Annotated in this window: 27 protein-coding genes; 11 read left to right on the forward strand and 16 right to left on the reverse strand. The window is 64.0% G+C overall.

The genetic code is table 11. From position 1 onward, the window contains the following. Nucleotides 1–26: 26 nt before the first annotated feature. Complete coding sequence (locus B0E49_RS11125) at nucleotides 27–1,262, reverse strand: flavin-dependent oxidoreductase (RefSeq protein WP_077562275.1); 1,236 nt, start codon at nucleotides 1,260–1,262, stop codon at nucleotides 27–29. A gap of 30 nt (nucleotides 1,263–1,292) precedes the next feature. Then, nucleotides 1,293–2,225, reverse strand: a complete 933-nt coding sequence (locus B0E49_RS11130; protein ID WP_286137966.1) for a tripartite tricarboxylate transporter substrate binding protein — start codon at nucleotides 2,223–2,225, stop codon at nucleotides 1,293–1,295. A gap of 141 nt (nucleotides 2,226–2,366) precedes the next feature. On the opposite strand from B0E49_RS11130, the gene B0E49_RS11135 reads away from it, so the two are divergent. Further along, entirely contained in the window at nucleotides 2,367–2,846 is a 480-nt protein-coding gene (locus B0E49_RS11135) for a MarR family winged helix-turn-helix transcriptional regulator (RefSeq protein WP_286137938.1), read from the forward strand. Between the two features lie 30 nt (nucleotides 2,847–2,876). On the opposite strand, the gene B0E49_RS11140 is transcribed toward B0E49_RS11135, so the two are convergent. The 7 genes from B0E49_RS11140 to B0E49_RS11170 form a co-directional block, all read right to left on the reverse strand. Continuing rightward, nucleotides 2,877–3,434, reverse strand: coding sequence for a molybdenum cofactor biosynthesis protein MoaE (locus B0E49_RS11140; protein WP_077562278.1), 558 nt, complete (start codon nucleotides 3,432–3,434; stop codon nucleotides 2,877–2,879). Between the two features lie 4 nt (nucleotides 3,435–3,438). Then, nucleotides 3,439–3,690 (reverse strand): MoaD/ThiS family protein, encoded by a 252-nt coding sequence (locus tag B0E49_RS11145; RefSeq protein WP_077562279.1) that lies wholly within the window; start codon nucleotides 3,688–3,690, stop codon nucleotides 3,439–3,441. Then, nucleotides 3,687–4,922: a molybdopterin molybdotransferase MoeA gene (locus B0E49_RS11150; protein WP_077562280.1), complete on the reverse strand. Its 1,236-nt coding sequence runs from the start codon at nucleotides 4,920–4,922 to the stop codon at nucleotides 3,687–3,689. The genes B0E49_RS11145 and B0E49_RS11150 overlap by 4 nt, the downstream gene beginning before the upstream one ends. After that, on the reverse strand, nucleotides 4,919–5,452 hold the full coding sequence (mobB, locus tag B0E49_RS11155) for a molybdopterin-guanine dinucleotide biosynthesis protein B (protein ID WP_077562281.1): 534 nt from the start codon (nucleotides 5,450–5,452) through the stop codon (nucleotides 4,919–4,921). Before mobB ends, B0E49_RS11150 begins: the two co-directional genes overlap by 4 nt. 69 nt (nucleotides 5,453–5,521) lie before the next feature. Then, entirely contained in the window at nucleotides 5,522–7,090 is a 1,569-nt protein-coding gene (locus B0E49_RS20895; RefSeq protein WP_077562282.1) for a threonine synthase, read from the reverse strand. Between the two features lie 141 nt (nucleotides 7,091–7,231). Continuing rightward, nucleotides 7,232–8,578: a homoserine dehydrogenase gene (locus B0E49_RS11165; protein ID WP_077562283.1), complete on the reverse strand. Its 1,347-nt coding sequence runs from the start codon at nucleotides 8,576–8,578 to the stop codon at nucleotides 7,232–7,234. 22 nt (nucleotides 8,579–8,600) lie between these two features. After that, a complete protein-coding gene (locus tag B0E49_RS11170; RefSeq protein WP_077562284.1) occupies nucleotides 8,601–9,845 on the reverse strand; it encodes a pyridoxal phosphate-dependent aminotransferase in 1,245 nt (414 codons plus the stop codon). A gap of 63 nt (nucleotides 9,846–9,908) precedes the next feature. Between B0E49_RS11170 and B0E49_RS11175 the strand changes: the two genes are divergently transcribed. From B0E49_RS11175 to B0E49_RS11185, 3 genes are all read left to right on the forward strand, one after another. Continuing rightward, entirely contained in the window at nucleotides 9,909–10,289 is a 381-nt protein-coding gene (locus B0E49_RS11175) for an Mth938-like domain-containing protein (RefSeq protein ID WP_077562285.1), read from the forward strand. A gap of 109 nt (nucleotides 10,290–10,398) precedes the next feature. Beyond that, nucleotides 10,399–10,875, forward strand: coding sequence for a peroxiredoxin (locus B0E49_RS11180; protein ID WP_077562286.1), 477 nt, complete (start codon nucleotides 10,399–10,401; stop codon nucleotides 10,873–10,875). A gap of 181 nt (nucleotides 10,876–11,056) precedes the next feature. Next, complete coding sequence (locus B0E49_RS11185; RefSeq protein WP_077562287.1) at nucleotides 11,057–12,796, forward strand: PhoH family protein; 1,740 nt, start codon at nucleotides 11,057–11,059, stop codon at nucleotides 12,794–12,796. 50 nt (nucleotides 12,797–12,846) lie between these two features. On the opposite strand, the gene dnaB is transcribed toward B0E49_RS11185, so the two are convergent. The 7 genes from dnaB to ppsA all read right to left on the reverse strand — a co-directional run bounded on the left by dnaB (nucleotide 12,847) and on the right by ppsA (nucleotide 20,763). Next, nucleotides 12,847–14,253 carry a replicative DNA helicase gene (gene dnaB / locus B0E49_RS11190; protein WP_077562288.1) on the reverse strand — a complete coding sequence of 469 codons (1,407 nt, stop codon included), beginning with the start codon at nucleotides 14,251–14,253 and terminating at the stop codon, nucleotides 12,847–12,849. Nucleotides 14,254–14,425: 172 nt separating this feature from the next. Next, nucleotides 14,426–14,878: a 50S ribosomal protein L9 gene (gene rplI, locus B0E49_RS11195; protein ID WP_077562289.1), complete on the reverse strand. Its 453-nt coding sequence runs from the start codon at nucleotides 14,876–14,878 to the stop codon at nucleotides 14,426–14,428. Between the two features lie 13 nt (nucleotides 14,879–14,891). Then, nucleotides 14,892–15,173, reverse strand: a complete 282-nt coding sequence (gene rpsR / locus B0E49_RS11200) for a 30S ribosomal protein S18 (protein WP_077562290.1) — start codon at nucleotides 15,171–15,173, stop codon at nucleotides 14,892–14,894. Between the two features lie 31 nt (nucleotides 15,174–15,204). Beyond that, the gene (gene priB / locus B0E49_RS11205) at nucleotides 15,205–15,492 is read right to left on the reverse strand and encodes a primosomal replication protein N (protein WP_077562291.1); all 288 of its coding nucleotides are present in this window, start codon (nucleotides 15,490–15,492) and stop codon (nucleotides 15,205–15,207) included. A 22-nt stretch (nucleotides 15,493–15,514) separates the two neighbouring features. Next, a complete protein-coding gene (gene rpsF / locus B0E49_RS11210; RefSeq protein WP_077562292.1) occupies nucleotides 15,515–15,892 on the reverse strand; it encodes a 30S ribosomal protein S6 in 378 nt (125 codons plus the stop codon). Nucleotides 15,893–15,967: 75 nt separating this feature from the next. Next, nucleotides 15,968–18,298: a VC_2705 family sodium/solute symporter gene (locus B0E49_RS11215; protein WP_077562293.1), complete on the reverse strand. Its 2,331-nt coding sequence runs from the start codon at nucleotides 18,296–18,298 to the stop codon at nucleotides 15,968–15,970. A gap of 50 nt (nucleotides 18,299–18,348) precedes the next feature. After that, entirely contained in the window at nucleotides 18,349–20,763 is a 2,415-nt protein-coding gene (ppsA, locus tag B0E49_RS11220; RefSeq protein WP_077562294.1) for a phosphoenolpyruvate synthase, read from the reverse strand. A 218-nt stretch (nucleotides 20,764–20,981) separates the two neighbouring features. Here ppsA and ppsR point away from each other — a divergent pair, with 218 nt between their 5' ends. The 7 genes from ppsR to B0E49_RS11255 all read left to right on the forward strand — a co-directional run bounded on the left by ppsR (nucleotide 20,982) and on the right by B0E49_RS11255 (nucleotide 26,276). Beyond that, complete coding sequence (gene ppsR / locus B0E49_RS11225) at nucleotides 20,982–21,803, forward strand: posphoenolpyruvate synthetase regulatory kinase/phosphorylase PpsR (RefSeq protein WP_077562295.1); 822 nt, start codon at nucleotides 20,982–20,984, stop codon at nucleotides 21,801–21,803. Nucleotides 21,804–21,891: 88 nt separating this feature from the next. Further along, nucleotides 21,892–22,368 (forward strand): bacterioferritin, encoded by a 477-nt coding sequence (bfr, locus tag B0E49_RS11230; RefSeq protein ID WP_077562296.1) that lies wholly within the window; start codon nucleotides 21,892–21,894, stop codon nucleotides 22,366–22,368. A 150-nt stretch (nucleotides 22,369–22,518) separates the two neighbouring features. Continuing rightward, nucleotides 22,519–22,851, forward strand: a complete 333-nt coding sequence (locus B0E49_RS11235; RefSeq protein WP_077562297.1) for a FeoA family protein — start codon at nucleotides 22,519–22,521, stop codon at nucleotides 22,849–22,851. Then, nucleotides 22,848–24,803, forward strand: a complete 1,956-nt coding sequence (gene feoB / locus B0E49_RS11240; protein ID WP_077562298.1) for a ferrous iron transport protein B — start codon at nucleotides 22,848–22,850, stop codon at nucleotides 24,801–24,803. Before B0E49_RS11235 ends, feoB begins: the two co-directional genes overlap by 4 nt. Before the next feature lie 35 nt (nucleotides 24,804–24,838). Then, nucleotides 24,839–25,075, forward strand: coding sequence for a hypothetical protein (locus B0E49_RS21015; protein ID WP_353647350.1), 237 nt, complete (start codon nucleotides 24,839–24,841; stop codon nucleotides 25,073–25,075). Nucleotides 25,076–25,209: 134 nt separating this feature from the next. Beyond that, complete coding sequence (locus B0E49_RS11250; RefSeq protein ID WP_077562300.1) at nucleotides 25,210–25,443, forward strand: (2Fe-2S)-binding protein; 234 nt, start codon at nucleotides 25,210–25,212, stop codon at nucleotides 25,441–25,443. 140 nt (nucleotides 25,444–25,583) lie between these two features. Further along, nucleotides 25,584–26,276 carry an energy transducer TonB gene (locus B0E49_RS11255; protein ID WP_144264532.1) on the forward strand — a complete coding sequence of 231 codons (693 nt, stop codon included), beginning with the start codon at nucleotides 25,584–25,586 and terminating at the stop codon, nucleotides 26,274–26,276. Nucleotides 26,277–26,289: the final 13 nt, after the last annotated feature.

Genomic DNA, 26,289 nt, shown 5'->3' on the forward strand with positions numbered 1-26,289 from the left:
CATGCCATGCAACCGGTTGATCTGGCTCAAACTTCCCTCGTTGCGTCGAGCGAAAACCCGGCAATCTTTTTGTAGTTCTCGGAGATTCGACGCAACTCGTCCTGGCTGATCAGATCGTCAATGTTGTCAAACGGCTTGCCGCCACTGAGTTCGTCGGCCTTCATGATGATGAAATCAGGCGGCACCGAGCGGTTCGTGAGCACGATGCGGGCAGTGGGCTCCAGCCGCAACGCTTCATAGGCTTGCAGCGCCGCCAGCGGATCGCTGTTTTGGACCAGCAGTTCGGCCAGCGTTCGTCCGTCAATAATAGCTTGCGCCGACCCGTTGGAGCCACGCGGATACATAGGATGGGCGGCGTCTCCCATCAGGGTGACACGGCCAAAAGTCCATTGCGGCACGGGGTCCCTGTCGACCATCGGGTACTCGAGAATCTGCTCGGCGCCGGAGATCAGCGCGGGCACGTCGAGCCACGGGAAGCGCCATTCCTTGAAGATGGGCAAGAAGTCACCGAGATTGCCTTGGTGATTCCAGTCATTCATGCTCGCGTCGTCGCGCCGGATTTCGGCCACCCAGTTGATCAACTGGGTGGCCTCTGCGTCCACGCTGTCGACGATCGGGTAGATCACCATCTTGCCGGTCTCGATCGAGCCGATTCGCAGGTAGCTCTTGCCGGTCAGGATGGGTTTGTGCCGGGTCACGCCGCGCCAGGTGTTGATGCCGGCAAAAGCGACTTTCTCGGCGGGATAGAACTGGCGACGCACCGAGGAGTTCACGCCGTCACAGGCAATCACCACATCGGCGCGCACCGGCGCCAGTTGGGCGCCGGTGGAGCTTTGTACAAAGTGCAGGGTCGCACCCGCGCCGTCCTGGTCGACGCGCATGCAGCGGTGGTCGGTGTGAATGGCTAGCGCCCCCAACCGCTCCAGTGCGACTTCGTACAGCAGCCGATGCAATTTGCCGCGATGCAGGCCGATCTCGGGGGTGGCGTAACCGGCATGGCGCCCGCGCGGCTCCTTGTAGATAAACTGGCCAAAGCGGTTGAAGAACACGCTCTCCAGGTTCTCGATACCGATGGCTTCGAGCCGGTCCTGCAGGCCCAGCGCCGCCAGTTCACGCATGGCGTGCGGCAGCAGCGTGATGCCCACGCCCAGCTCGCGGACCTGCGGCACGGTTTCAAACACGTCACACGACAGGCCGCGCTGCTGGAGTGCCAAAGCAAAACTGAGGCCGGCAATGCCTCCCCCCACCACTGCAATCTTCATCTATCGCTCCTGCGGTCTGCGTGGTTCATGTCACTCGGCCGTGATGTGCTGCGACTTGATGAGTTGCGCCCACCGGACGGCATCCTTCTCGACCAGTCGCTGAAACTCTTGCGGCGTGCCGCTGGCCGGGTCCATGCCCTGCACCTCGAAAGCGCTGCGCACCTGCGGGGTTGCCACGATGTCCCCTATCTCGTGGTTCAGGCGCGCCACCAGGTCCGGCGCCATGCCGCGCGGCGCAAAGATGCCGTACCACATGGCCACGTTCACATTGCCGGCATGGGCCTCGGCCAGCGTCGGCACATCAGGCAGCAAGGGGTGGCGTTTGTCGCTGCCAATGCCCAGGGCCACCAGCTTGCCGGCCTTCACAAATGGCAACGCGACGTGAATCGGCAGAAACATCGCGTCAATCTGCCCACTGAGCAAGTCGGTCAACGCCGGCCCGGTCCCACGATAGGGAATATGTGTCAGGAACACACCGCTCGTGGCCTTGAACAACTCCATGGACAGGTGATGCGGCGTGCCGACGCCGGGCGAGCCGTAGTTGATCTGGCCCGGCTTGCGGCGCGCCGCCGCGATCAAATCGGTCACGGTTTTGTAGCCGGTTTTAGGGTTCGTCACCAGAATCAGTTGGCCCCAACTGGTCAGCGCCACCGGCGTCAGATCGTGCACCGGATCGAAGCTCAGATTGGGATAAAGGCTGCGATTCATGACCAGGGTGTTGACCGATACCAGCAGGGTCGAGCCATTCGGGGCCGCGCGCACCACCGCCTCGGTGCCGATGTTGCCCGAGGCGCCAACCCGGTTTTCCACCACCACCGGACGGCCCAGCCGCTCGGCGAGCCTGGGCCCCACCGTGCGCGCAATCAGATCGATGCCCGTGCCGGGCGAGAACGGCACGATCAGGCGGATCGGCGCATCGGGCAGCGTGGTCTGCGCCAGCGCGCCAACACCGACGAGCGCCATTACCAACGTGCCGGCTACGCGCAGTGCCAGGTGTTTGAAGACGGAAACCATGGATGATCCCACTTTGTTTGCATGCTAACTATTTTCAGCAAGAACCAACGAGGCACAATCCATGAATTCCCTAAGCCTGCAAGCCTGCCCGTGCCCCCTGCCCACTCCCTCACACGCCTGTACAGCCGTCCCGGCTTCCTGTTGCGCCGCGCGCACCAGATATCGGCGGCCGTGTTCGAGGAGGAATGCCGCAGCGTCGGCCTGACACCTGCACAGTTCGGGGTGCTGACCGTGCTGCGGGCCACGCCGGGGCTGGACCAGTCGAGTCTGGCGCGTGCACTCGGCTTCGACAAGGTGACGGTGCTGCGTGTGCTGCGCGGACTGCAGGCCCGCGGACTGGTCGCCCGATCAGCGGTTCCACAGAATCGGCGCAATCTGTCGATTTCGTTGTCGGATGCCGGCGCCGCCCTGCTGAAGCAGGCGCAAACGCCGGCCGAGAGGGCCTACCGCCGCCTGATGGCACCCTTGAGTGCCGAACAACAAGCCATGCTGGTGGAATTGCTGCAGCGACTCACCGAAGGGCTGGAAGATGATGCGCGGGCCGTCTTTGTGCCGCCAGATCAAACCTAGCCCGGCACCACCCACCGGACAGCCCATCGCTCAGGCATTGGCGGCGTGAATGCCCCATTTGGCGAGCGCCGCGTCATCGCTGACGCGCGCATCAACCCAGTGCGCACCCTCGGGCGTCTGCTCTTTCTTCCAGAACGGCGCCTGGGTTTTCAGGTAGTCCATCAGGAACTCGCAGGCCTGAAAGCTCTGGCCGCGGTGCGCCGACGTCACGGCCACCATCACGATCTGGTCGAGCGGCTGCAGCAGGCCGACGCGGTGGATCACGCGCGCCGCATAGATGTCGAAGCGTTTGAGCACCTCGTCGATCATGGCCTCGATGGCCTTCTCGGTCATGCCGGGGTAGTGCTCGAGCTCCATCGCCGTCACGCGCGAGCCATCGTCTTTCGCCGCCGGGCCGCCCCAAGGCGAAAGGGCCCCCTCGGGGGGCAGCGAGGACGCGTTAGTGCCGAGCGTGGGGGCACCATACCTGTCCCGCACCGTGCCGATGAAGCTGCAGACGGCGCCAACCCGCTTTTCACCTGCACGCAGCGCTTCGATTTCAGTAGCAACGTTGAAATCATCCGTCTGGATCGAGACCCTGGACGTCATGCTGTCAGCCCCCGGTCACCGGCGGGAAAAAAGCCACTTCGGCGCCGTCCACCAGCGCCGCCGATTCGTCCGCCATCACCTGATTCAGCGCCACGCGCACGGCCCGGCCGCGCGCCAGGCTCGCGGCGTAGGCGTCCCCGCGTGCGATCAACTCGTCGCGCAGCGCCAGCAGGCTGGCGGCCGACGTTTCCACCGGCTCGCTGCCCTGCCCGATGGCCTCGCGGATGGAGGCGAAATACTTGACCGTAATTTTCACGACAGCAACTCCGCAAACGAAATGAACTGCACCATGGCGCCGTGGCTGATGGTCTGCCCCGCGGGGTTGTCGACCACACCGTCGCCCCACACCGTCGAGGTCAGCACGCCGGAACTCTGGTTGGGAAACAGATCGAGCCCGCCCGCCGCATTGCGCCGCACGCGCAGGAATTCACGGCGTTTATCGGCCCTCGGCCAGGTGAAATGGGCCGGGACAGCTACAGGTTTGGGAGCAAGCGAGGTCGCGCCCTGCAGTTTGCGCAGGAACGGGCGCACCAGCAGCAGGAAGGTAATGAAGCTCGACACCGGGTTGCCCGGCAGCCCGGCAAAGTGCGCCTGCGCTATGCGCCCATAGGCGAACGGCTTGCCGGGCTTGATCCCGATCTGCCACAGGTTCAGCTCGCCGAGCGCCTGCACGGCCGGCTTGATGTGGTCTTCCTCGCCGACCGAGACCCCGCCGCTGGTCAGGATCAGGTCGTGCTGTGCGCTGGCGCTGCGCAGGGCATCGATGGTGGCGTCGCGCCGGTCCGGCACGATGCCCAGATCGGTCACCTCGCAGCCCAGCCGTTTGAGCAAGGCGCGCAGAAAAAAGCGATTGGAGTTGTAGATGGCGCCGGGCTTCATCTGCTCGGGCGCGACGTCGCCGGGCATCACCAGCTCGTCTCCGGTGGAGAACAGCGCGACCCGCGGACGGCGCGCCACCAGCAGCGTATCCATGCCAATACCGGCCGCCAGCCCAATACCGGCGGGCGTCAGAAGCTCTCCTTTTGAGAGCACCACGGCGCCGCGCATGACGTCTTCGCCGCCGCGCCGGATCCACTGGCCGGGCTTGGGCACCCGCATCACGCGAATGGCCGCCGGCGCACCAGCCACCACTTCGCAGTCTTCCTGCATGACCACGGCGTCGGCGCCGGGCGGAATCGGCGCACCCGTGAAGATGCGCGCCGCCGTGCCATCCTGCAACGCGGCGCCCGCGCTGCCGGCGGGGATGCGCTGCGAGACGGGCAGCAACGCGCCCGCGGCCGTCACATCCGCGCAGCGCAGTGCATAACCGTCCATCGCGCTGTTGTCCTGCGGCGGCACCTGCAGGTTTGAGACCACGTCCTGCGCCAGCACGCGGCCATCGGCATCGAAGGTGGAAACCCGCTCGGACTCGAGTAGTGGCACGGCACGGTCCAGCAACTCTGCCAGGGCGTCGTCGAGGGACCTGAGGGGCGGACGCGGGTCATTCATGCATGCAGCTCCGAACGGTAAACGAACTGATCCTGATTGTCGGCCAACCACGCCGCCACCGCGTCCGGCGCATTCAAATCCAGTACCGGGCGGATGGTGGTTTGCGGCAGCTGCCGCGGGGAATCGGTGGCAATGGCGACGATGAAATCATCCTCGGCATAGCACGCCGGCTTGCCCGCTGCGGCGCGCCAGACCTCGACCTTGGGCAGGTCGCTGTGCTTGAAGCCCTCCACCAGCACCCAGTCCACCGCGTCATCGAGCTCGGCAATCAGCTGGTGCACCGACAGCGCGGTGGCGCGCTCGAATTCCCGCATCAGGGCCAGCCGCCGGTCGGAGGCGACAACCACCTCGAACGCGCCGGCCTGGCGATGCCGCCAGGTGTCTTTGCCCACGTGGTCGATGTCGAAACGGTGGTGCGCATGCTTGACCACCGAGACGCGCTGGCCGCGCTGTTTGAACATCGGGATCAGGCTTTCAACCAGAGTGGTTTTGCCCGAGCCCGAGTAGCCCGCGAAGCCAACAACTTTCATGGAGTTTTCTCAGGTTGCTCTATTTTTTATAGCTAACTATGAACGACCCATATGGGCTACAGCCACTTTTTACCTGCAATGCTGGGCGATGTAGGCCTGCACCGCAACGGCATCCGGAATCATCAGCGTCACACGCCGGGGCAATTGCTCGATGCCGTCGAACCGGGCCGGCCGATCGGGTTCCCGGCCCAGCGCCAGGGCGATGGTCTGCGCAAACTTGATGGGCAGCGCGGTCTCCAGCACGATCATCGGCACGCCCGCCACGAGGTGCTCGCGCGCGACCTTCACGGCATCGGCGGTGTGCGGGTCGATCATCACGCCCAGGCGCTCGAAGCTGTCTTTGATGGTCGCCAGCCGGTCGGCATGGGTGCTCTTGCCGCTGACAAAGCCGTAGCGCTGCGCCGCCTGCCGGAAGGCCGGGTTCATGCTCAGGTCAAAGCGCCCGTCTTTCGCCAGGGCGTCGCCAAACAGCGCGCGTGTGCGCTCGCCATCGCGGCCCAGCAGGTCGAACACGAAGCGCTCGAAGTTGCTGGCCTTGGAAATGTCCATCGACGGGCTGGAGGTCTCATGCGTGTCGGCGCTGGCGCGCACGCGGTACACGCCGGTGCGGAAGAACTCGTCGAGCACGTCGTTCTCGTTGGTCGCCACCACGAGCTGGTCGATCGGCAGGCCCATCATGCGCGCCACATGGCCGGCGCAGACGTTGCCGAAGTTGCCGCTGGGCACTGTGAAACTAACGCGCTCAAGGGACGGCGTCGCGGCAAGCCCCTCACCCCCGCCCTCTCCCCGAAGGGGCGAGGGAGTCACGCCGGACCCCGCATTCACTCCCTCTCCTCCTGGGAGAGGGTTGGGGTGAGGGCTGGTTGCCTGGAAGTACCCCGCAAAGTAGTACACCACCTGCGCCAGCAATCGCGCCCAGTTGATCGAGTTGACGGTGCCGATCTTGTACCTGCGCTTGAAATCGAGGTCGCCCGAGACCGCCTTGACGATGTCCTGGCAGTCGTCGAACACGCCATCCACCGCGATGTTGTGGATGTTGTCGTCCTGCAGGCTGAACATCTGCGCCTGCTGGAACGGACTCATGCGCCCGTTCGGGCTCAGCATGAAAACGCGCACGCCCCTCTTGCCGCGCATCGCGTATTCGGCCGCGCTGCCGGTGTCGCCGCTGGTCGCGCCCAGAATGTTGAGTTCCTCGCCACGGCGCGCCAGCTCGTACTCGAACAGATTGCCGAGCAGCTGCATCGCCATGTCCTTGAAGGCCAGCGTCGGCCCGTTGGACAGCGCTTCGAGGTACACCACAGACTCGTCATTCCCGCGGGGCCTGCCCTCGACTCCGATCGGGGGGCGGGAATCCAGAACCTTCAACGGCACGATCTCGCGCGTGCCAAACACCTCCTGCGAATAGGTCTTGCGGCAGATCGCGCGCAGGTCGTCGGCGGGAATGTCGTCGATGTACAGCGACAGCACTTCGAACGCCAGATCGGCATAGGGCAGCGGGCGCCACTTCGCCAACGTGGCCGCGTCCACCTGAGGATAGTGCTCGGGCAGGTACAACCCGCCATCGGGCGCCAGGCCTTCGAGCAGGATGTCGCAGAACTTGCGCGGCGTGGCATCGCCGCGGGTCGAGATGTAATGCATGTCAACGCTCCATCACGCGGCAAGCGCAACAAAGCCCATCCGCGGGCATACGCGGAACCGGCTTTGCCGGGCCGCTGGATGCGCCCCCTTGAGGGGGGATGCGAGCGACATGAAGTGCGCGAGAAACGGGGGTGGTCTCATTTACGCCAGCTCTTCCTTGCGGATGCGCGTGATCGGCGCCAGCACGCTGGGCAGCGCCTGCATGCGCGCGATGGCCTCGTTCATGGTGCCTTCGCGGGTGTCGTGCGTGAGGATGATCAGGTCGGTCTGCGGCACGCTTTGTGTGCCCTCCGGCGCACCGCCTTCGCCACCCACTTCGTCGGCCTCGCGCTGCAGCACCGCGTCGATGCTGATGCCGGCGTCGGCCACGATGCCGGTCACCTGGGCCAGCACGCCTGCCTCGTCGGCCACGCGCAGGCGCAGGTAGTAGCTGGTCACCACCTCGCTCATGGGCAGCACGCGCAGGTCGCTCATGGCGTCGGGGTGGAACGCCAGGTGCGGCACGCGCTGCGCCGCATCGGCCGTGTGCAGCCGCGTGATGTCGACCAGGTCGGCAATCACGGCGCTGGCGGTCGGCTCGCTGCCCGCGCCCTTGCCGTAGTACAGCGTGGTGCCCACGGCGTCGCCGTTGACCATCACCGCGTTCATGGCGCCTTCGACGTTGGCGATCAGCCGCTTGGCCGGCACCAGGGCGGGGTGCACGCGCAGCTCGATGCCCTGCGCCGTGCGCTTGGTGATGCCCAGCAGCTTGATGCGGTAGCCGAGCTGCTCGGCGTATTTGATATCGGTCGTGGCCAGCTGGGTGATGCCCTCCACATAGGCTTTTTCGAACTGCACCGGGATGCCGAACGCGATGGCCGACATGAGGGTCGCCTTGTGCGCCGCGTCCACGCCTTCGATGTCGAACGTGGGGTCGGCCTCGGCGTAGCCCAGGCGCTGCGCGTCCTGCAACGCCACGCCAAAGTCCAGGCCCTTGTCGCGCATCTCGGAGAGGATGAAGTTGGTGGTGCCGTTGATGATGCCGGCAATCCACTGGATGCTGTTGGCCGCCAGGCCCTCGCGCAGCGCCTTGATGATCGGAATGCCGCCCGCCACCGCCGCCTCGAAGGCCACCATCACGCCCCGGGCGTGCGCAGCCGCGAAAATCTCGGTGCCGTGCACCGCCAGCAGCGCCTTGTTGGCGGTGACCACATGCTTGCCCGCCGCGATGGCTTCCAGGACCAGCTGCCTCGCAATGCCGTAGCCGCCAATGAGTTCGACCACGATGTCGATCTCGGGGTTGGCGATCACGGCGCGCGCGTCGGCCACCACCGTCACGCCCGCGCCGACGACCGCCTGCGCACGCGCCACGTCCAGATCGGCCACCATGGTGATCGCGATGCCGCGGCCGGCGCGGCTCTTGATCTCGTTCTGGTTGCGTGCCAGCACCTTGAACGTGCCGCTGCCCACGGTGCCGATGCCCAGCAGGCCTACTTGAATGGGTTTCATTGGTTTTTGGTAAAAAGTGCTCTCAGGCCACGCTGAGTATGGGCTTGGCGCTACGTTTTCGATAGCTTTCCAGGAATTTGGCAATGCGGCTGACGGCCTCGCGCAAATCGTCTTCGTGCGGCAGGAAGACGATGCGGAAATGGTCCGGCGTGGCCCAGTTGAAGCCCGTGCCCTGCACCAGCATGACGCGGGTTTCCTGCAGCAGTTCCAGAAAGAACTGCCGGTCGTCCGCAATCGGGTAGACCTTGGGGTCGAGCCGGGGAAACATATACAGCGCCGCACTGGGCTTGACGCAGCTCACGCCCGGAATGGCCGTGATCAGTTCGTACGCCAGGTCGCGCTGACGGCGCAGGCGCCCGCCCTCGCCCACCAGGTCGATGATGCTCTGGTAGCCGCCGAGTGCGGTCTGGATCGCCCACTGGCCCGGCACGTTGGAACACAGGCGCATGTTGGAGAGCATGTTCAGGCCCTCGATGTAGTCGCCGGCCGGGCGCTTGTCGCCCGACACCACGAGCCAGCCCGCGCGGTAGCCGCAGGAGCGGTAGCTTTTGGACAACGAGTTGAAGGTCAGGGTGAGCACGTCGTCGCTCAGGCTGGCGATGGCCGTATGGCGCACGCCGTCGTACAGCACCTTGTCGTACACCTCATCGGCAAAGATGACCAGGCCATGCGTGCGCGCGATGTCCACGATGCCGCGCAGCAATTCGTCCGAATACAGCGCGCCGGTCGGGTTGTTCGGGTTGATGATCACGATGCCCTTGGTACGCGGCGTGATCCTGGCGCGAATGTCGCCCAGGTCCGGCATCCAGCCGTTGGCCTCGTCGCACAGGTAGTGCACCGGTGTGCCGCCCGACAGGCTGGCCGCGGCCGTCCACAGCGGGTAGTCGGGCGCGGGCAGCAGCAGCTCGTCGCCATCATTGAGCAGCGCATTGGTCGCCATCACGATCAGCTCGCTGGCGCCATTGCCCAGGTAGATGTCGTCCAGCGTGACGCCCTTGACACCCTGCTTCTGGGTCTCGTGCATCACCGCCTTGCGCGCTGCGAAGATGCCCTTGCTGTCGGAATAACCGGCCGAGCCCGGCAGGTTGCGAATCATGTCCTGCTGGATTTCTTCGGGCGAGTCGAAGCCGAACAGGGCCAGGTTGCCGATGTTGAGCTTGATGAGCTTTTGGCCCTCTTCCTCCATCTGCCGCGCGCGGTCCATGATGGGGCCGCGGATGTCGTAGCAAACGTTGGCCAGCTTGGCCGATTTTTGAATCGTTTTCAATGTCCCTCCGGGGGGCGTCTAAAGGATGAAAACCTATAATTTGACCACAGTTACCAAAACACCATGAAGCTGCAACCCGACAAGTTCGACGTTCAATCCATCAGCGCTTACGGTCCCGGCTGGGTCGCGCTGGACGGTGAAAAAATCACCTCCAGCCTCATCATCAGCTCGCAGGGCCAGCGCCTGGATTGGCCGTGCCGCAGTTTTGCCGATCTGACGCCGGCGCATTTCGAGCAGATTGCCACGCTCGATGCCGAGCTCGTCATCTTCGGCAGCGGCGAGCGCATCCGCTTTCCGCAGCCGGTCTGGCTCAGGCCCCTGATGGCCAGACGCATTGGCGTGGAGACCATGGACACGCAGGCCGCCTGCCGCACCTACAACATTCTCGCGGGCGAAGGCCGGCACGTGGTAGCGGCCCTGCTGCTGGAGGTGCCGGGCAGCTAGGCGTGTGCCTTTAGGGTAAAATCGAGGGGTTTAGTGGTGGGCGCTGTGATGGAACAGCTCCCGCGCATCCCATCAACGACCACATCCTGTCACACGAGATTGAAGTTTTATGGCGATCGTTGTTAACAAACCCCTTCCGGAATTTGAATCGAATGCCACCGGCGGCGTCAAAGTATCCAATACATCACATCTAGGGCATGTCCTCGTGCTGTACTTCTACCCGAAGGACAACACCCCGGGCTGCACCACCGAAGCCATGCAGTTCCGCGACAAGTTCAAGGACTTCGTGAAGGCCGGCGCCACCGTGTTCGGCGTGTCGCGCGACAACATGAAGTCGCACGACGAGTTCAAGGCCAAGCTGGAGCTGCCCTTCGAGCTGATCGCCGACACCGAAGAAAAAATGTGCCACATGTTCGGCGTCGTCAAGAACAAGATCATGTACGGCAAAAAGGTCAAGGGCATCGAGCGCAGCACCTTCCTGATTGGTGCCGATGGCCTGCTGAAAAATGAATGGCGCGGCCTGAAGGTTCCAGGCCATGTGGACGAAGTCCTGAAGGCCGTCAAGGCCTTGAAAAAGGCCGCTTGACGCCTCAAAGCAACAGGGGGATTGCAAGCCACGGCGCTCATGCATAATGACCCCATGCCGTTGGAACTTGCAACCGCTCCCCAACCAAAGCCGCCTTGGCCTCCAGGCGGCTTTTTCGCTTTTTGAACACCCTTTACACGCCGTTTCCCACTCCCCACCTTCTGCGAGCACACTGCCCCTTATGCCATTGCCACCCGCCCCCACCAAGCGCGCCTCCCTGCTGGCGCCCGAAGCGTACGACGCGCCCGCCAGAACTTCCGCCCGCGCATCGCGAAAACCACAGGCCGACGACGAGGGCACACCGGGGGACGGCAATGCGCCGATACTGGCCACGGCCGAGCACATGTCCAGCAGTGGCGCAGCGGCCGAGCATCCGGCCGCCTTCCAGCCGAAGTTCCGCACTGAAACGGCCCGAAGCCCTGAACAGCCAAGCGCACCCAGCTACAAAAAAAGTAGCGCCGCAGTGCCTCAAGCGGACGTCAAACCGAGAAAGGCAAAGGCCGCCGGGCCGAGCAAGCTGTTTGTGCTGGACACCAACGTGCTGCTGCACGACCCGATGTGCCTGTTCCGCTTCGAAGAGCACGACATCTTCCTGCCGATGATCGTGCTGGAGGAGCTCGACGGCCACAAAAAGGGGATGACGGAAGTGGCGCGCAACGCGCGCCAGACCAGCCGCTCGCTCGATGCGCTGGCCGGCACCCAGGGCGCCGATTTCGGCAGCGGCCTGAAGCTCGATGCCACGGGCCACAAGGAGGCCGGCGGCAAGCTGTTCTTCCAGACCCAGACGCTGGACTACACCCTGCCCCTGAGCCTGCCCCAGGGCAAGGCCGACAACCAGATCCTGGGGGTGGTGGGGGCGCTGCGCAAGCAGTACGCGCCGCAAGGCAAGGATTCACACGCGGGCGCGCGTGAAGTGGTGCTGGTCTCCAAGGACATCAACATGCGGGTCAAGGCGCGCGCGCTGGGCCTGCCGACCGACGACTACCAGAACGACAAGACGCTCGACGACGGCGACCTGCTGTACGCAGGCAGCCTGGCGCTGCCGCTGGATTTCTGGACCAAGCATGGCAAGACCATGGAGAGCTGGCAAAGCGGCAGCTATACGTTCTACCGCATCAGCGGGCCGATCGTGCCGAACCTGCTGATCAACCAGTTCGTCTACTTCGAGGCGCCGGGCGAGCCCAGCCTGTACGCCCGCGTCACCGAGATCCGCGCCAAGACGGCGGTGCTCAAGACGCTGAAGGACTACAACCACCTGAAAAACGCGGTCTGGGGCGTGACCACGCGCAACCGCGAGCAGAACTTCGCGATGAACGTGCTGATGGATCCGGAAGTGGATTTTGTGACGCTCGCGGGGAATGCCGGCACCGGCAAGACGCTGATGGCGCTGGCCTCGGGCCTGACCCAGGTGCTGGACGACCGCCGCTATACCGAAATCATCATGACCCGCGCGACCGTGAGCGTGGGCGAGGACATCGGCTTTCTGCCGGGCACCGAAGAGGAAAAGATGGGCCCCTGGATGGGCGCGCTGGACGACAACCTCGAGGTGCTGGCCAAGACCGAGACCACCTCGGGCGAATGGGGCCGCGCCGCCACCAACGAGCTGATCCGCTCGCGCATCAAGATCAAGAGCATGAACTTCATGCGCGGGCGCACCTTCTTGAACAAGTACGTGATCATCGACGAGGCGCAGAACCTGACGCCCAAACAGATGAAAACGCTGATCACGCGCGCCGGCCCCGGCACCAAGATCATCTGCATGGGCAACCTGGCGCAGATCGACACGCCGTACCTGACCGAGGGCTCGTCGGGGCTGACGTTTGCCGTCGACAAGTTCAAGGGCTGGCCGCACGGCGGGCACATCACGCTGGCGCGCGGCGAACGCTCGCGGCTGGCCGACTTTGCCAGCGAAGTGCTATAGAAACAATAGCTTACTGTGCAGGACTGGTAAAGGCTACAGGCACTTTTCTCTTAAAAATCGCTGCTGCCTGAAGCCAGGCTCTCGAACCGGGTGAGCTCTTTCAGGAAAGCCAGCTTGACGGTCCCGGTGGGCCCGTTGCGCTGCTTGCTGATGATGATCTCGGCAACGCCCGGCTCCTTCGACTCCTTGTTGTAGTAGTCGTCGCGGTAGATGAACATGATCACGTCCGCGTCCTGCTCGATGGCGCCGGACTCGCGCAGGTCGCTCATCATGGGACGCTTGTCGGTGCGCGATTCCACGCCGCGCGAGAGCTGCGACAGCGCCATCACCGGGCAGCCGAGTTCCTTCGCGAGCATCTTCAGGCCACGCGAGATTTCGCCCACCGCGGTCGCCCGGTTCTCGTCGCTCATGCTGCTGGACACGCTCATCAGCTGCAGGTAATCCACCACGATCATGCCGAGCTTGCCGCCGCACTGCCGGGCCAGGCGCCGGGCGTTGGCGCGCAGCTCGCTGACGGTCAGGCCCGGCGTCTCGTCGATGTGCAGCGAAATATTGCGCAGCTTCTCGATCGCCTCGGTCAGGCGCGGCCACTCGGCGTCGGTCAGCTTGCCGGTGCGCAGGTGCATCTGGTCGATGCGCCCGATCGAGCCGACGATACGCACCGCCAGCTGGCTCGCGCCCATTTCCATCGAGAACACCGCCACCGGCAGTTCCTCGTGCAGCGCCACGTGCTCGGCGATGTTGATCGCGAGCGCGGTCTTGCCCATGGACGGGCGCGCCGCCAGCACGATCATGTCGCCGGCCTGGAAGCCCGAGGTCATGCGGTCGAGGTCGTAAAAGCCGGTGGGCACCCCGGTGATGTCGTTCGGGTTGTCGGCCATCTCCTGCACGCGGTCCAGCAGCTGGACCACCAGGGAGTCCATGCCCTGGAAGCCCTGCTTCATGCGCGAGCCTTCTTCCCCGATGTTGAAGATTTTTTGCTCGGCTTCGTCCAGGATCTTGTCGACGGCCTTGCCCTGGGTATTGAACGCGTTGGTGGCAATTTCGTCGCTGGCGCGCACCAGCTTGCGCAGGATGGAGCGCTCGCGCACGATCTCGGCGTAGCGGCGGATGTTGCTGGCGCTCGGCACGTACTGGGCCAGCGAGTTGAGGTAACCCAGGCCGCCGATTTCCTCGGCCTTGCCCAGGTTCTGCAGCTGCTCGTAGACCGTGATCACGTCGGCCGGCCGGGTGGCGTTGATCAGGCCGCCGACGGCCGCGTAAATCAGCCGGTGTTCGTAGCGGTAAAAGTCGCCATCGGCGAGCAGGTCGCCGACACGGTCCCAGGCGCTGTTGTCCAGCAGCAGGCCGCCCAGCACGCTGGACTCCGCCTCGATGGAGTGCGGCGGGATGCGCAGCTGGGCGACCTGGCGATCGACAGGATACTCATCGTCAACGGCGCTGAAAACGGCAGACATCAGGTGGGGGGTTCCTAGAAAAAGGCATGTTACGTCCGCCCATGGCGGACGTCAAAACGGGCCGTGCACAAAGCTGTGGGGGGCCGGTGCATAAACGGTGACTATCCCTGTAAAACAACGGGCGCAAAAAGAAAAGCCACCCGAAGGCGGCCTTCCCTGGGCGCGCCGACGGTCAAGCCGATTCGCCGTACACCGTGACGGTAATGTCCACCACCACGTCGGTGTGCAGCGCTACGCTGACCGTGCTGTCGCCCACCACCTTGATGGGGCCGCCCGGCATGCGCACCTGGGCCTTGGCGACCTTGTAGCCTTGCTTGTTCAGCTCTTCGGCAATGTCGAAGTTCGTCACCGAGCCGAACAGGCGACCGTCCACGCCGGCCTTTTGCGTCAGCTTGACAGTCGTGCCGCCGAGCTTTTCGCCCTGTGCCTGCGATTCGGCCAGCTTGGCGGCCGCGGCTTTTTCGAGCTCGGCGCGGCGGGCTTCGAATTCTTTCTTGGCAGCTTCCGTGGCGCGCCGGGCGCGGCCGCTGGGAATCAGGAAGTTGCGGGCGTAGCCGTCCTTGACCTTGACGATTTCGCCCAGGTTGCCGAGGTTCACCACTTTGTCGAGCAGAATGATTTGCATGGTCGTGGCTCCCTTAGATGCGGTGCTGGTCGCTGTACGGCAGCATGGCCAGGAAGCGCGCGCGCTTGATGGCCGTGTTGAGCTGGCGCTGGAAAATCGCGCGCGTGCCGGTCAGGCGGGCCGGAATGATCTTGCCGTTTTCGGCAATGAAGTCACGCAGCGTGTCGATGTCCTTGTAGTCGATCTGCTTGACACCGGTCACGGTGAAGCGGCAAAAGCGCTTGCGCTTGAACAGCAGGGACTGGGTATTGCGCTTGGGGCGCTTGTCTTTGTTGAAACGTTTTGGTCCGGGCATGATGGACTCCTTGGAAAAGGTTATGAATTCGTTAATCTTGCTGAAAATCCAGCACGTGAAGCACGATGTGTTTGCCGCCCCGCGCGTTGGCCAAAAAGCCGGTGAACTTCCAGGCACTGCCGATAGTTTGCTGACCGATTCTCTCGGCCATCGCACCAAAGGCCACTGCCTTGATCGCCATCTTGACTTGCCTCATCTGACCGGCCTCTTCGATGCTGGACTCGTGTTCGAGTCTCATGTCCAGGGCGGGCAATCCGGCGGGCGTGTGGCGCAGGGCATTCACCTCTGCGATACAGGCCGTCAAAACAACGTGGTTCACGCCTCGCTAGCAGCAAACGCGCTTAATGCGCTGCGTGCGCCGCGTACTCCGCCTGCTGGGTCTTGCGGGCTTCTTCGCGCTCGACGGTTTTCATCATCGAGGATGGGCCGGTTTCCGCCTTGTCCATCTGCACCGTCAGGTGGCGCAACACGGCATCGTTGAACTTGAACGCGTGTTCCAGCTCAGCCATCACGGCCTGGTCGGCTTCGATGTTGACACACAGGTAGTGGGCCTTGGCGAGCTTGTTGATCATGTAGGTCAGCTGCCGGCGACCCCAGTCTTCAACACGATGCACTTTGCCGCCACCGGCGGTAATCATGCCCTTGTAACGCTCCAGCATGGCCGGAACCTGCTCACTTTGATCCGGATGGATCATCAAGATGATTTCATAATGACGCATAAATTCTCCTTAAGGGATAAGCCACCCACTGCGTCGGTAGCGGTGTGGCAAGGCAAAGCCTAGTATTGTAAACGATCAGGTGGCGGCCGGACTCGGGTGCGGCGCGGACCTGGCAAGCAGGCTCACCGCCCAAGTCACGGCGGCCCCCACCGGCACGCCAAATACGCCGGCCGAAATGGGCTGGATGCTGAACCACAGGCCGTCACCCTGCAGTCCGAGTGCCGCTCTGACGGCCGGTAGGTTGATGGCCATGTAGTACATCGTCAGGCCGAGGCCCGACAGCATGCCGGCAACGGCACCCTGGCGGGTTGTGCGGCGCCAGAAAATCCCGAGAACCATCGCCGGAACAAAGGCGGCCGCCGCCAGCGAGAACGACGCCGACACCAGATACAGGATATCGGCCGGTTTCTGCGCTGCCACATAGGCGGCCGCCAGCGCCACCAGCAGCAATGCAAATTTGGACAGCATGACGCGCTGCATGGCGCCCCGATGGTCCTTCACGCGGCCCACATAGGTGTCGTGCGCCAGGGCGTTGCCGATGGTCAGCAGCAAACCGTCCGCGGTCGACAGCGCTGCCGCCAGCCCGCCGGCGGCGACCAGGCCCGAAATGACATAAGGCAAACCGCCGAGCTCGGGCATGGCCAGCATCACCATGTCGGCACCCAGCTTGAGCTCGCCAAACTGCAGGAGGTGGTCGCCGTTGACATCGCTGACCGACAGCAGGGCCGGGTCCACCCGGGTCCATTGCGCCATCCAGGTGGGCAGGGTATCGAAGGGGTGCCCCACCAGCTTGCTCAACACCTCGAACTTGACCAACACGGCCAGCGCTGGCATGGCCACATACACCAGGGCAATAAACAGCAGCGACCACGCCACCGAGGTCCGTGTCTCGGCCACCGAGGGCGTCGTGTAATAGCGGGTCAGCAGGTGCGGCAAGCCGGCCGTGCCGACCATCAGGCAGAACATCAGCGCCAGAAAATTCAGGCGTGAAACCTGGAAGGCATGTTTCTGCGCTGGCGTGCCGTCTGGATCCCCGGCAAAAGCCCGGGCATGCGGTGGCAGGCCGCCCAGCGGTTGGGCGCGCGCCAGATTCTCCTGCATGGCCCGGGTCCACAGCTCCCGCGCTGCCGCGGCATCTCTCGGCAAGGCCGACAGCTGGCGACTGGCGGTAAATATCAGCGAGGCGTCGGTTTTCTGGTCGTGCAGCAACTGCAGCCTGGCGTGCAATGCTTCGCGCTCGCGCGTCAGGCTCGCTTGCACATCCTGCAATTTGAGTTCATAGACCCGGGCGCGGCGCGCGTATTCGGCCATCACGGCCCTCTCGGCGGGAGACCTGGCAAGCTGGTGCTCCAGCGCCGTGATTTTTTCAAGCTGCTGACCGTAAACCAGCGGCGCCAGCGGATTACCCAGCTGTTTGTAGGCCAGCCAGGACACCGGGATCAAAAAGGCCAGCATCAAAATCACGTATTGCGACACCTGTGTCCACGTTACCGCGCGCATGCCGCCCAGGAACGAGCACACCAGCACGCCGCCCAGTCCCAACAGGATCCCGATCTCGAACTGCACCCCGGTCAGGCGCGAGGTGATCAGCCCGACACCGTAAATCTGCGCCACCACATACGTAAACGAACAAAGGACGGCGGCAAAGGCCGCGATCAGGCGCGGCCAGCGGCCGCCAAAGCGCACGCGAAAATAGTCCGGGACGGTATAGAGTTCGAGCTTGCGCAAATGCGGCGCGATCAGCAAGCCGACCAGGCAGAACCCGCCGGTCCACCCCAGGATGTAGGCCAGGCCTCCGGGCTGGGTTTCGGTGCCCGAGAACCCTTGCAGGTAGAGACCGCCCGCGAGACTGATGAATGACGCCGCGCTCATCCAGTCGGCGGCCGTGGCCATGCCGTTGTACATGGCAGGGACATGCCGGCCGGCCACGTAATATTCGTCCGCGTCGGCGGTGCGGCAGTAGATGCCGATGGCCGCATAAAACAGGACCGTGGCCAGCAGAAAAACGGCGCCAATCCACGCCTTTGACAAGCCGGCCTTTTCGGCCAGTGCCATCACCAGCAAAAACACGAGAAAACACGCCACATACGTGGCCAGAATCCGGTGCAGCCGGCGCTTGTAGTCCCTATAGACAGCGCCGTCGGCCATGACACTGGCGGGATCGCCGCCCTGGCGGTTGCGGATCCAGGCGTAGCAGGCCAGTATCGCAATAAAAACCAGTACGGCGCCTTGGGCGGAAAACCAGAAGTTGAACGGCCAGCCGGCTACAACGGCCTGCAGGTCGCGCGCAAAAAAGACCATCCCGAAAGACGCCACGCCCCAGACCAGCAACAAGGCGGCGCGCAGCCTGCCAAAGCCCGCCGTGACGGGGGGTCCTGCGGGGCTTGGCAGAGTCTGGTTTGGCATGAGCTTTCAATCATGCCATCGGGGCCCGGCCGGGACACTCAGGGTATTTGCTACAACCCGGCCAGTTGCTTCCAGGTGGCGATCACGCTGTCCGGATTCAGCGAGATGGAGGCGATGCCCTGATCGGCCAGCCATTTGGCCAGGTCGGGATGGTCGCTGGGCCCCTGGCCACAAATCCCGATGTACTTGCCTTGCGCCTTGCAGGCCGCAATCGCACGAACCAGCAGCGCCTTGACGGCGGGGTCGCGTTCGTCGAAATCGGCCGCCAGCAACTCCAGGCCCGAGTCACGGTCCAGCCCCAGCGTAAGCTGGGTCAGGTCGTTCGAGCCAATCGAGAAACCATCGAAATACTGCAAAAATTCGTCGGCCAGGATGGCGTTGCTGGGCACCTCGCACATCATGATGACCTTGAGCGCTGCCTCGCCCGATTCGCCGCGCTTGAGGCCGTGCTGGGCCAGCAGTGTGGTCACCTTCTCGGCCTGGCCCAGCGTGCGTACAAACGGCACCATGACCTGCACATTCGTCAGGCCCATGTCGTTGCGGACACGCTTGAGTGCTTCGCACTCCATCGCAAACGCCTCGCGGAAGTCGTCGCTGATGTAGCGCGCCGCACCGCGAAAACCGAGCATGGGGTTTTCCTCTTCGGGCTCGTAGCGTGAGCCGCCGATCAGCTTGCGGTATTCGTTGGATTTGAAGTCTGACAGGCGCACGATCACCGGCTTGGGCCAGAACGCCGCCGCGATGGTGGCCACGCCTTCGGCCACCTTGTCCACGTAGAAGGCCCGCGGGGAGGCATGGCCGCGCGCCACCGACTCCACGGCTTTTTTCAGGTCGGCATCGACGTTCGGGTAGTCCAGGATGGCCTTGGGGTGCACGCCAATGTTGTTGTTGATGATGAATTCGAGCCGTGCCAGCCCCACGCCATGGTTGGGCAACTGGCAGAAATCGAACGCCAGCTGCGGGTTGCCCACGTTCATCATGATCTTGGTCTTGATCTCGGGCATGGCGCCGCGCTGCACCTCGGTCACCTCGGTCTCCAGCAGGCCATCGTAAATAAAACCGGTGTCGCCCTCGGCACAGCTCACGGTCACCAGCGTGCTGTCCTTGAGCAGATCCGTGGCGTCGCCACAGCCGACCACGGCCGGAATGCCCAGTTCGCGCGCAATGATGGCCGCGTGGCAGGTGCGCCCGCCGCGGTTCGTCACGATGGCGCTGGCACGCTTCATCACGGGCTCCCAATTCGGGTCGGTCATGTCGGTGACCAGGATGTCGCCGGTCTGCACCTGGTCCATCTCGCTGATGCCATGCACCAGCCGGACCCGGCCCGTGCCGATTTTCTGGCCGATGGCGCGCCCCTCGGCCAGAACGGTGCGGCCTTGCCCCTGCTGACCCTTGAGCTTGTAGCGCAGCTCGGCCTTGTCGCCCTGCTGGCTCTTCACGGTCTCGGGCCGCGCCTGCAGGATGTAGAGCTGGCCGTCGGTCCCGTCCTTGCCCCACTCGATATCCATGGGCCGGCCATAGTGCTGCTCGATCACCAGCGCGTAATGCGCCAGCTGCTGCACGTCTGCATCGCTCAAAGAATAGCGGTTGCGCTGCTCGGCGGGCACGTCCACCGTCTTGATGAGCTTGCCCGTGGCCGCCTTTTCCTCAGGCGTCGCAAACACCATCTGGATCAACTTGGAGCCCAGGGCGCGGCGGATCACGGCTTGCTTGCCGGCCCGCAGCATGGGTTTGTGCACATAAAACTCGTCCGGGTTCACGGCGCCCTGCACCACGGTCTCGCCCAGGCCATAACTGGAAGTGATGAACACCACGTCCTCAAAACCGGATTCGGTATCGAGGGTGAACATCACACCGGCCGCGCCCAGATCGGAGCGCACCATGCGCTGCACGCCGGCGGAAAGCGCCACGTCGGCGTGGGCAAAGCCCTTGTGCACGCGGTAGCTGATGGCGCGATCATTGTAGAGCGAGGCGAACACCTCGCGCATCTTGTGCAGCACGTCGTCGATGCCCACCACGTTGAGGAAGGTCTCCTGCTGCCCGGCAAAGGATGCGTCGGGCAGGTCTTCGGCGGTGGCCGACGAGCGCACCGCAAACGAAGCAGCCGGGTTGCCGGCGCTCAAGGCGGCGAACGCATCGCGGATGGCTTTTTCCAGGCCGGCCGGAAACGGCTGGGCCTCGATCATCGCGCGAATCCCGGCGCCGGCGCCGGCCAGCGCGCGCACATCTTCCGTATCCAGCGTGGCCAGTTGCGCGCTGATGCGTTCGGCCAGTCCGTCAAACTGGAGGAACTCGCGAAACGCGTGCGCCGTGGTGGCAAAGCCGGTGGGAACGCGCACGCCGGTGGGCAGTTGCGAGATCATCTCGCCGAGACTGGCGTTTTTGCCGCCAACCGCCTCGACGTCGGTCATTCTCAGGTTTTCAAACGGTACGACCAGGGCGGTCTTATCGAAAAGCGCAGACATGGGAAAGCTCCAGAAGTTAAAACCGGGTCTGCGTGACGCGTTGCGCGCACAAGCGCCCCCGCGACGCTCATGCAAACAGCGCGACTTTGCTTTTCTTGTAGTGGGTCGGTGCCGTGCATGGGAGAATTCAAATAATTGGCGCCATTGTAGGCGCCGGCCTGCCCCCGTCAGGCGCCCCGCCATCGCCAACCGCTGAAAGCCCTAAATCCGTGTCGACCATGCCCACCCGCACCGTTTTTTTCATCTCCGATGGCACGGGCATCACGGCGGAGACCTTCGGCAACGCCATCCTGGCGCAGTTCGAGATGAAACCGCGCCACGTGCGCCTGCCCTTCACCGACACGGTGGACAAGGCGCACCAGGCGGTGCGCCAGATCAACCACACGACGGAAATCGAAGGCCAGAAACCCATCGTGTTCACGACGCTGGTGAGCATGGAGGTGCTCAGTGTGATCCAGCAGGGTTGCCAGGGCATGCTGCTGGACATGTTTGGCACTTTTGTGCGACCGCTGGAGATCGAGCTGGGCCTGAAATCCAACCACCGCATTGGCCGCTTCAGCGATGTCAGCCAGAGCAAGGCCTACCACGATCGCATTGAAGCCATCAATTTCAGCCTGGCGCACGACGACGGGCAGTCGAACCGCGACCTGGAAAAATCGGATGTAATTCTGGTCGGCGTGAGCCGCAGCGGCAAGACACCGACCTCGCTGTACCTGTCCATGCAATACGGGCTCAAGGCGTCCAACTACCCCTTGATCCCGGAGGACTTCGAGCGCCGCCAGCTGCCGCCTGCGCTAATGCCACACCGCAAGAAGATTTTCGGCCTGAGCATCGAGCCCGAACGACTGAGCGAGATTCGCAACGAACGCCGCCCGAATTCGCGCTACGCCTCGATCGAGAACTGCCGCATGGAAGTCAGCGAAGCCGAAGCCATGATGCGGCGCGCCGGCATCCGCTGGCTGTCCACCACCACCAAGTCGATCGAAGAAATCGCCACGACCATCCTGCAGGAACTCCAGCCGGAGCGGCTGACGTATTGAACGCGGCACGCGCCTGCGGTTGTGCAAGTCGCGCGGGCACCGCACAATCGACTCGATACCCATTTCTCAACCCTTACAGGAGAACGCCATGAAAGGCGACGCCAAAGTCATCGAATACCTGCAAGCGCAGCTCAAAAACGAACTCACCGCCATCAACCAGTACTTCCTGCACTACCGCATGCTCAAGCACTGGGGGCTGGACAAGCTGGCGAAGAAGGAATACGAGGAGTCCATGGGCGAGATGAAGCACGCCGACCGGCTGATGGACCGCATCTTCGTGCTCGACGGCCTGCCCAACCTGCAGGACCTGGCCAAGCTGCTGGTGGGCGAGGATGTGCCCGAAATCCTGGCCTGCGACCTGCAGTCCGAACAGGGCGCGCAGGCCACCGTCAAGGCCGGCATGGCGCACTGCGAAAGCGTGCGGGACTATGTCTCGCGCGACCTGCTGCAGGACATCCTGAACGATACCGAAGAGCACATCGATTACCTGGAAACCCAGATTGAACTGCTCGGCAAGGTCGGGCTGCAAAACTACCTGCAATCGCAGATGGGCGAAGCCGGCTGAAACACCCTGCCCCAAGCCGCACGCGATAGCAGTGAGGGCCGCTCCCAGCGCGCGGACCCATGTCACGCCACGTTGACTCGATGAGAATAAAATTGAATAATAACGATTCTCATACTCAACAACCTGTCCGCGGCGGATAGAAGCCACCTCATGTATCGCGCAGCAGTTTCAGATTTAGCCGCACCCTTTGTCGCGTCGCCGACTGCGCCCCAACTCGCGGTGGGTTTGGACACCTTGTCGGTGGCCGACCTGGCGGCTCATCTCGTCGCCACCATCACGGGGCTGGCGGAGCCCGATGGCCGGGCCAAGTCCACCGGCGTCGCGGCGCGGTTGGCGGAGCTGGGTTTCATCGTGGGCGAGACCGTCAGCGTACTGCATCGCGGGCCCGGTGGGCGCGAACCGATCGCCGTCCAGGTGGGCGACACGGTGTTTGCGCTGCGCCGCCTCGAGGCCAGTTGCATCCGGGTGATTCCAGCAGCATGAACGCCGCCACCCAGATGCCGCCGGGCATCGCCCTGCGTATCGCCCTGGTCGGCAATCCGAATTGCGGCAAGACCGCGCTGTTCAATCTGCTCACCGGCGCACGCCAGAAGGTGGCCAACTACGCGGGCGTGACAATCGAGCGCAAAGAGGGGTTTACGCGCCTGCCCGACGGCCGCGAAGTCTCCATCCTGGACCTGCCCGGCGCCTACAGCCTGAACCCGGCCAGCACCGACGAGGCCGTGACGCACGACGTGGTGATGGGCCGGCGCGCCGGAGAGACCCGGCCCGACGGCATCATCGCCGTGGTGGATGCCACCAACCTGCGCATGAACCTGCGCCTGGTGCTGCAGTTGCGCGCGCTGGGCCGCCCCATGGTGCTGGCGCTGAACATGATCGACGTGGCACGCGCGCAGGGCCTGCAGATCGACGTCGCCCGGCTATCAAGCGAACTGGGTATGCCCGTGGTAGAGACGGTGGCGGTCAAGGCCAACTGGATCAGCAATTGGCTGGGCCGCTCCCGTGACAACGGCCGCGAAGCCCTGCTGCAGGCGGCGCAGGCCGCATTCCTGACCGACGTTTACGATGGTTTAAGGCCTCAAGCCCATACCCAGCCTGCGCAAGCAGCTACTAAAGATGTAGCACACCCGCCTTTGACACCGGCGGCGCTGCAAGCGCAGGTCAGATCGATTCTGGCGGCAGCGGTGCCCAATGCCGGCCAGATCAAGCGCTTCAACCACGGCATTGATTCGGTCGTGATGCACCCGGTGCTGGGCCTGCTCCTGCTGGGCGTGGTGCTGTTCCTGATCTTCCAGGCGGTGTTTTCCTGGGCGAATCTGCCGATGGCGCTGATCCAGAACGGGGTCACCGGCGTGGGCACCCTGATCCAGCGGCACATGCCGCCCGGCATGCTGCAGAGCCTGCTGGTGGACGGTGTGGTGGCGGGCGTGGGCAGCGTGCTGGTGTTTTTGCCGCAGATCCTGATCCTGTTCTTTTTCATCCTGCTGCTCGAAGACTCGGGCTACCTGCCGCGCGCGGCCTTCCTGCTGGACAACCTGATGGGCAAGGTCGGCCTGTCGGGCCGCGCCTTCATCCCGCTGCTGTCGAGCTTCGCGTGTGCCATTCCGGGCATCATGGCCACGCGCACCATCCCGAACTGGCGCGACCGGCTGTCCACCATCATGATTGCGCCCTTGATGACCTGCTCGGCGCGCCTGCCGCTGTACGCGCTGCTGATCAGCGCCTTTGTGCCGAAACGCGAGGTCGGCGGGTTCAACCTGCAGGGCATCACCCTGTTCGTGCTCTACGCCGCCGGCATCGTGTCGGCCATGGGCGTCGCCTGGGTCTTCAAGCGCATCTGGCTCAAGAGCAACTACCAGCCGCTGATGCTCGAGTTGCCGCCGTACCGCGTGCCCAACCTGCGCAACCTGGTGCTGGGCCTGTGGCAGCGTGCGCAAATCTTCCTGCAGCGCGTGGGGACCATCATTTTTTCGCTGATGGTGGTGTTGTGGTTCCTGTCGACCTTCCCCAGCCCGCCCGCGGGCGTGACGGGCCCGGCCATCCAGTACAGCTTTGCCGGCATGATTGGCCGGGCGCTGGAAGTGGTGTTTGCGCCGATCGGTTTCAACTGGCAGATTTCCATCGCGCTGGTGCCGGGCATGGCGGCACGCGAAGTGGCGGTGGGCGCGCTCGGCACGGTGTACGCGCTGTCCGCCACGGGCGAAGAGACGGCCAAGGCGCTGGTGCCGCTGATCGTGCAGAGCTGGTCGCTGGCCACGGCGTACTCGCTGCTGGCCTGGTACGTGTTTGCGCCGCAGTGCATTTCGACACTGGCCGTGGTCAAACGTGAAACCAACTCGTGGCGCTACCCGCTCTTGATGGCTGGGTATCTGTTTGCGCTGGCCTATGCGGCCTCGTTTATCACCTACCGCGTCGCGCTGGCGCTGACCTCATGATGGGCACCGTTTTGCAGTCGCTGCTGGTCTATGTCATGGTGGCGTGTTGCACCGTTTACGCCGCGTGGACCCTGGCGCCCGCCAGCTTGAAGCGGCGTTTCGCCACCGCCTTGATGGCCATGTCGCCCCACTTGCGTTCGTCGCGCCGGCTGCAGGGCTGGGCGCAGCAAAAAGGCGGCTGTGGCTCCGGTTGCAGCGGCTGCAGCAGCGGGGCGGCGCCGACCGCCGCCACAACAAAACCAGTCAAGATCAGGTTCATCAAGCACCGGTGACATCACCCGCACGGATGACAGGGCCCCGTTTCCAGAGTTTGCAATACGCCTTTACATTTTCGTCGTTGCAAATGAGACGGATTCGTATTTATAATCACTCATCTTCAACCGTCAGCCACTGACCGCCTGTCGCCATGATTGTTTGTGTATGCCACCGGATCTCGGACCGCGAAATCGCCCGCTACGCGCGGGCCGGAATGGGTTTTGACGAGATTCAACTCGAACTCGGTGTGGCCACCCAGTGCGGCCAGTGCGAAGGTTGCGCCCGCGACGTGGTGGCGCAGTGCAACGCCTCGCACCCCGTTGCAGCATTGAACCGCGACGACTGCGGCGCGCCAGCCGGCACGCGGGCCTCCGCAAGCCTCTGAGGCCGCGCATGGAATTCCTCGCAACACTCGGCGCCAGCCTGATTCTGGTTGTCGGCTCGGTCTGGTGGGTTTTGCGCAAATAGCGACAACACCCGGCCCGGCGAAACTTTGCAGCCGGGAACCCGTCCAACCCGTCCACCATGACCCTGTCTGCCACACGCCCTTTTGCTGCCGGTCTGAGCCGTAACACCCTCATTGCCGCCGGCGTGGTGCTGTTCCACATTGCGGCGCTGTGGGCGCTGCAAGCCGGCCTGTTGCACCGGGCCGCAGAGATCGTGGTGCCGGTTGAAATGCTGTCCCAGCTGATAGAACCTCCCGCGCCAAAGGTCGATCTTCCCAAGCCGGTCGTGCTGCCTGCTCCGCCCCCCGTGAAGCAGCCAGTCGCCAAACCCGTCGTTCGGCCACGCCCGGCGCCACAACCCGTCGCCATCGCCGACCCCACACCGGCGCCAGCGGCGCCCGTCGGGGTGACCACGCCCCAGCCGCCGGCACCGCCAGCGCCGGTCATGGAAGCCCCTGCCGCGCCCGTCGCGCCGCCGGCACCGGCCAAGGTCGAGCTCCCGTCCAGCAACGCCGACTACCTGCAAAACCCCAAACCGCCCTACCCGCCCATCAGCAAACGCCTGGGCGAGCAAGGCAAGGTCATCGTGCGCGTGCTGATCGGCATCGACGGGCTGGCGCAAAAAGCCGAACTGAAGCAGTCCAGCGGCTTCGACCGGCTCGACCGCGTGGCGCTGGACACGGTGCTGAAGTGGCGCTATGTCCCCGGCAAACGCGGTGGCGTCGCCGAAGCCATGTGGTTCAACGTGCCGATCAATTTTGTTCTCGAATAAATTTCTGGAGTTG

The organism is Polaromonas sp. C04, from assembly GCF_002002705.1.
Lineage (GTDB): Bacteria > Pseudomonadota > Gammaproteobacteria > Burkholderiales > Burkholderiaceae_C > Rhodoferax_A.

Excerpts from the sequence above, each read along its gene's own strand:
- mobB (WP_077562281.1), bottom strand. The coding sequence starts at position 5,452 with ATGAAAGTTGTTGGCTTCGCGGGCTACTCGGGCTCGGGCAAAACCACT.
- dnaB (WP_077562288.1), bottom strand. The coding sequence starts at position 14,253 with ATGTCTGCCGTTTTCAGCGCCGTTGACGATGAGTATCCTGTCGATCGC.
- B0E49_RS11250 (WP_077562300.1), top strand. The coding sequence starts at position 25,210 with ATGATTGTTTGTGTATGCCACCGGATCTCGGACCGCGAAATCGCCCGC.
- B0E49_RS11255 (WP_144264532.1), top strand. The coding sequence starts at position 25,584 with ATGACCCTGTCTGCCACACGCCCTTTTGCTGCCGGTCTGAGCCGTAAC.
- feoB (WP_077562298.1), top strand. The coding sequence starts at position 22,848 with ATGAACGCCGCCACCCAGATGCCGCCGGGCATCGCCCTGCGTATCGCC.
- B0E49_RS11180 (WP_077562286.1), top strand. The coding sequence starts at position 10,399 with ATGGCGATCGTTGTTAACAAACCCCTTCCGGAATTTGAATCGAATGCC.
- B0E49_RS11185 (WP_077562287.1), top strand. The coding sequence starts at position 11,057 with ATGCCATTGCCACCCGCCCCCACCAAGCGCGCCTCCCTGCTGGCGCCC.
- B0E49_RS11140 (WP_077562278.1), bottom strand. The coding sequence starts at position 3,434 with ATGACGTCCAGGGTCTCGATCCAGACGGATGATTTCAACGTTGCTACT.
- bfr (WP_077562296.1), top strand. The coding sequence starts at position 21,892 with ATGAAAGGCGACGCCAAAGTCATCGAATACCTGCAAGCGCAGCTCAAA.
- ppsA (WP_077562294.1), bottom strand. The coding sequence starts at position 20,763 with ATGTCTGCGCTTTTCGATAAGACCGCCCTGGTCGTACCGTTTGAAAAC.
- B0E49_RS11165 (WP_077562283.1), bottom strand. The coding sequence starts at position 8,578 with ATGAAACCCATTCAAGTAGGCCTGCTGGGCATCGGCACCGTGGGCAGC.
- B0E49_RS21015 (WP_353647350.1), top strand. The coding sequence starts at position 24,839 with ATGGTGGCGTGTTGCACCGTTTACGCCGCGTGGACCCTGGCGCCCGCC.
- B0E49_RS20895 (WP_077562282.1), bottom strand. The coding sequence starts at position 7,090 with ATGCATTACATCTCGACCCGCGGCGATGCCACGCCGCGCAAGTTCTGC.
- rpsR (WP_077562290.1), bottom strand. The coding sequence starts at position 15,173 with ATGCCCGGACCAAAACGTTTCAACAAAGACAAGCGCCCCAAGCGCAAT.
- rpsF (WP_077562292.1), bottom strand. The coding sequence starts at position 15,892 with ATGCGTCATTATGAAATCATCTTGATGATCCATCCGGATCAAAGTGAG.
- B0E49_RS11215 (WP_077562293.1), bottom strand. The coding sequence starts at position 18,298 with ATGCCAAACCAGACTCTGCCAAGCCCCGCAGGACCCCCCGTCACGGCG.
- B0E49_RS11130 (WP_286137966.1), bottom strand. The coding sequence starts at position 2,225 with ATGGCGCTCGTCGGTGTTGGCGCGCTGGCGCAGACCACGCTGCCCGAT.
- B0E49_RS11125 (WP_077562275.1), bottom strand. The coding sequence starts at position 1,262 with ATGAAGATTGCAGTGGTGGGGGGAGGCATTGCCGGCCTCAGTTTTGCT.
- B0E49_RS11235 (WP_077562297.1), top strand. The coding sequence starts at position 22,519 with ATGTATCGCGCAGCAGTTTCAGATTTAGCCGCACCCTTTGTCGCGTCG.
- B0E49_RS11175 (WP_077562285.1), top strand. The coding sequence starts at position 9,909 with ATGAAGCTGCAACCCGACAAGTTCGACGTTCAATCCATCAGCGCTTAC.
- ppsR (WP_077562295.1), top strand. The coding sequence starts at position 20,982 with ATGCCCACCCGCACCGTTTTTTTCATCTCCGATGGCACGGGCATCACG.
- B0E49_RS11150 (WP_077562280.1), bottom strand. The coding sequence starts at position 4,922 with ATGAATGACCCGCGTCCGCCCCTCAGGTCCCTCGACGACGCCCTGGCA.
- rplI (WP_077562289.1), bottom strand. The coding sequence starts at position 14,878 with ATGCAAATCATTCTGCTCGACAAAGTGGTGAACCTCGGCAACCTGGGC.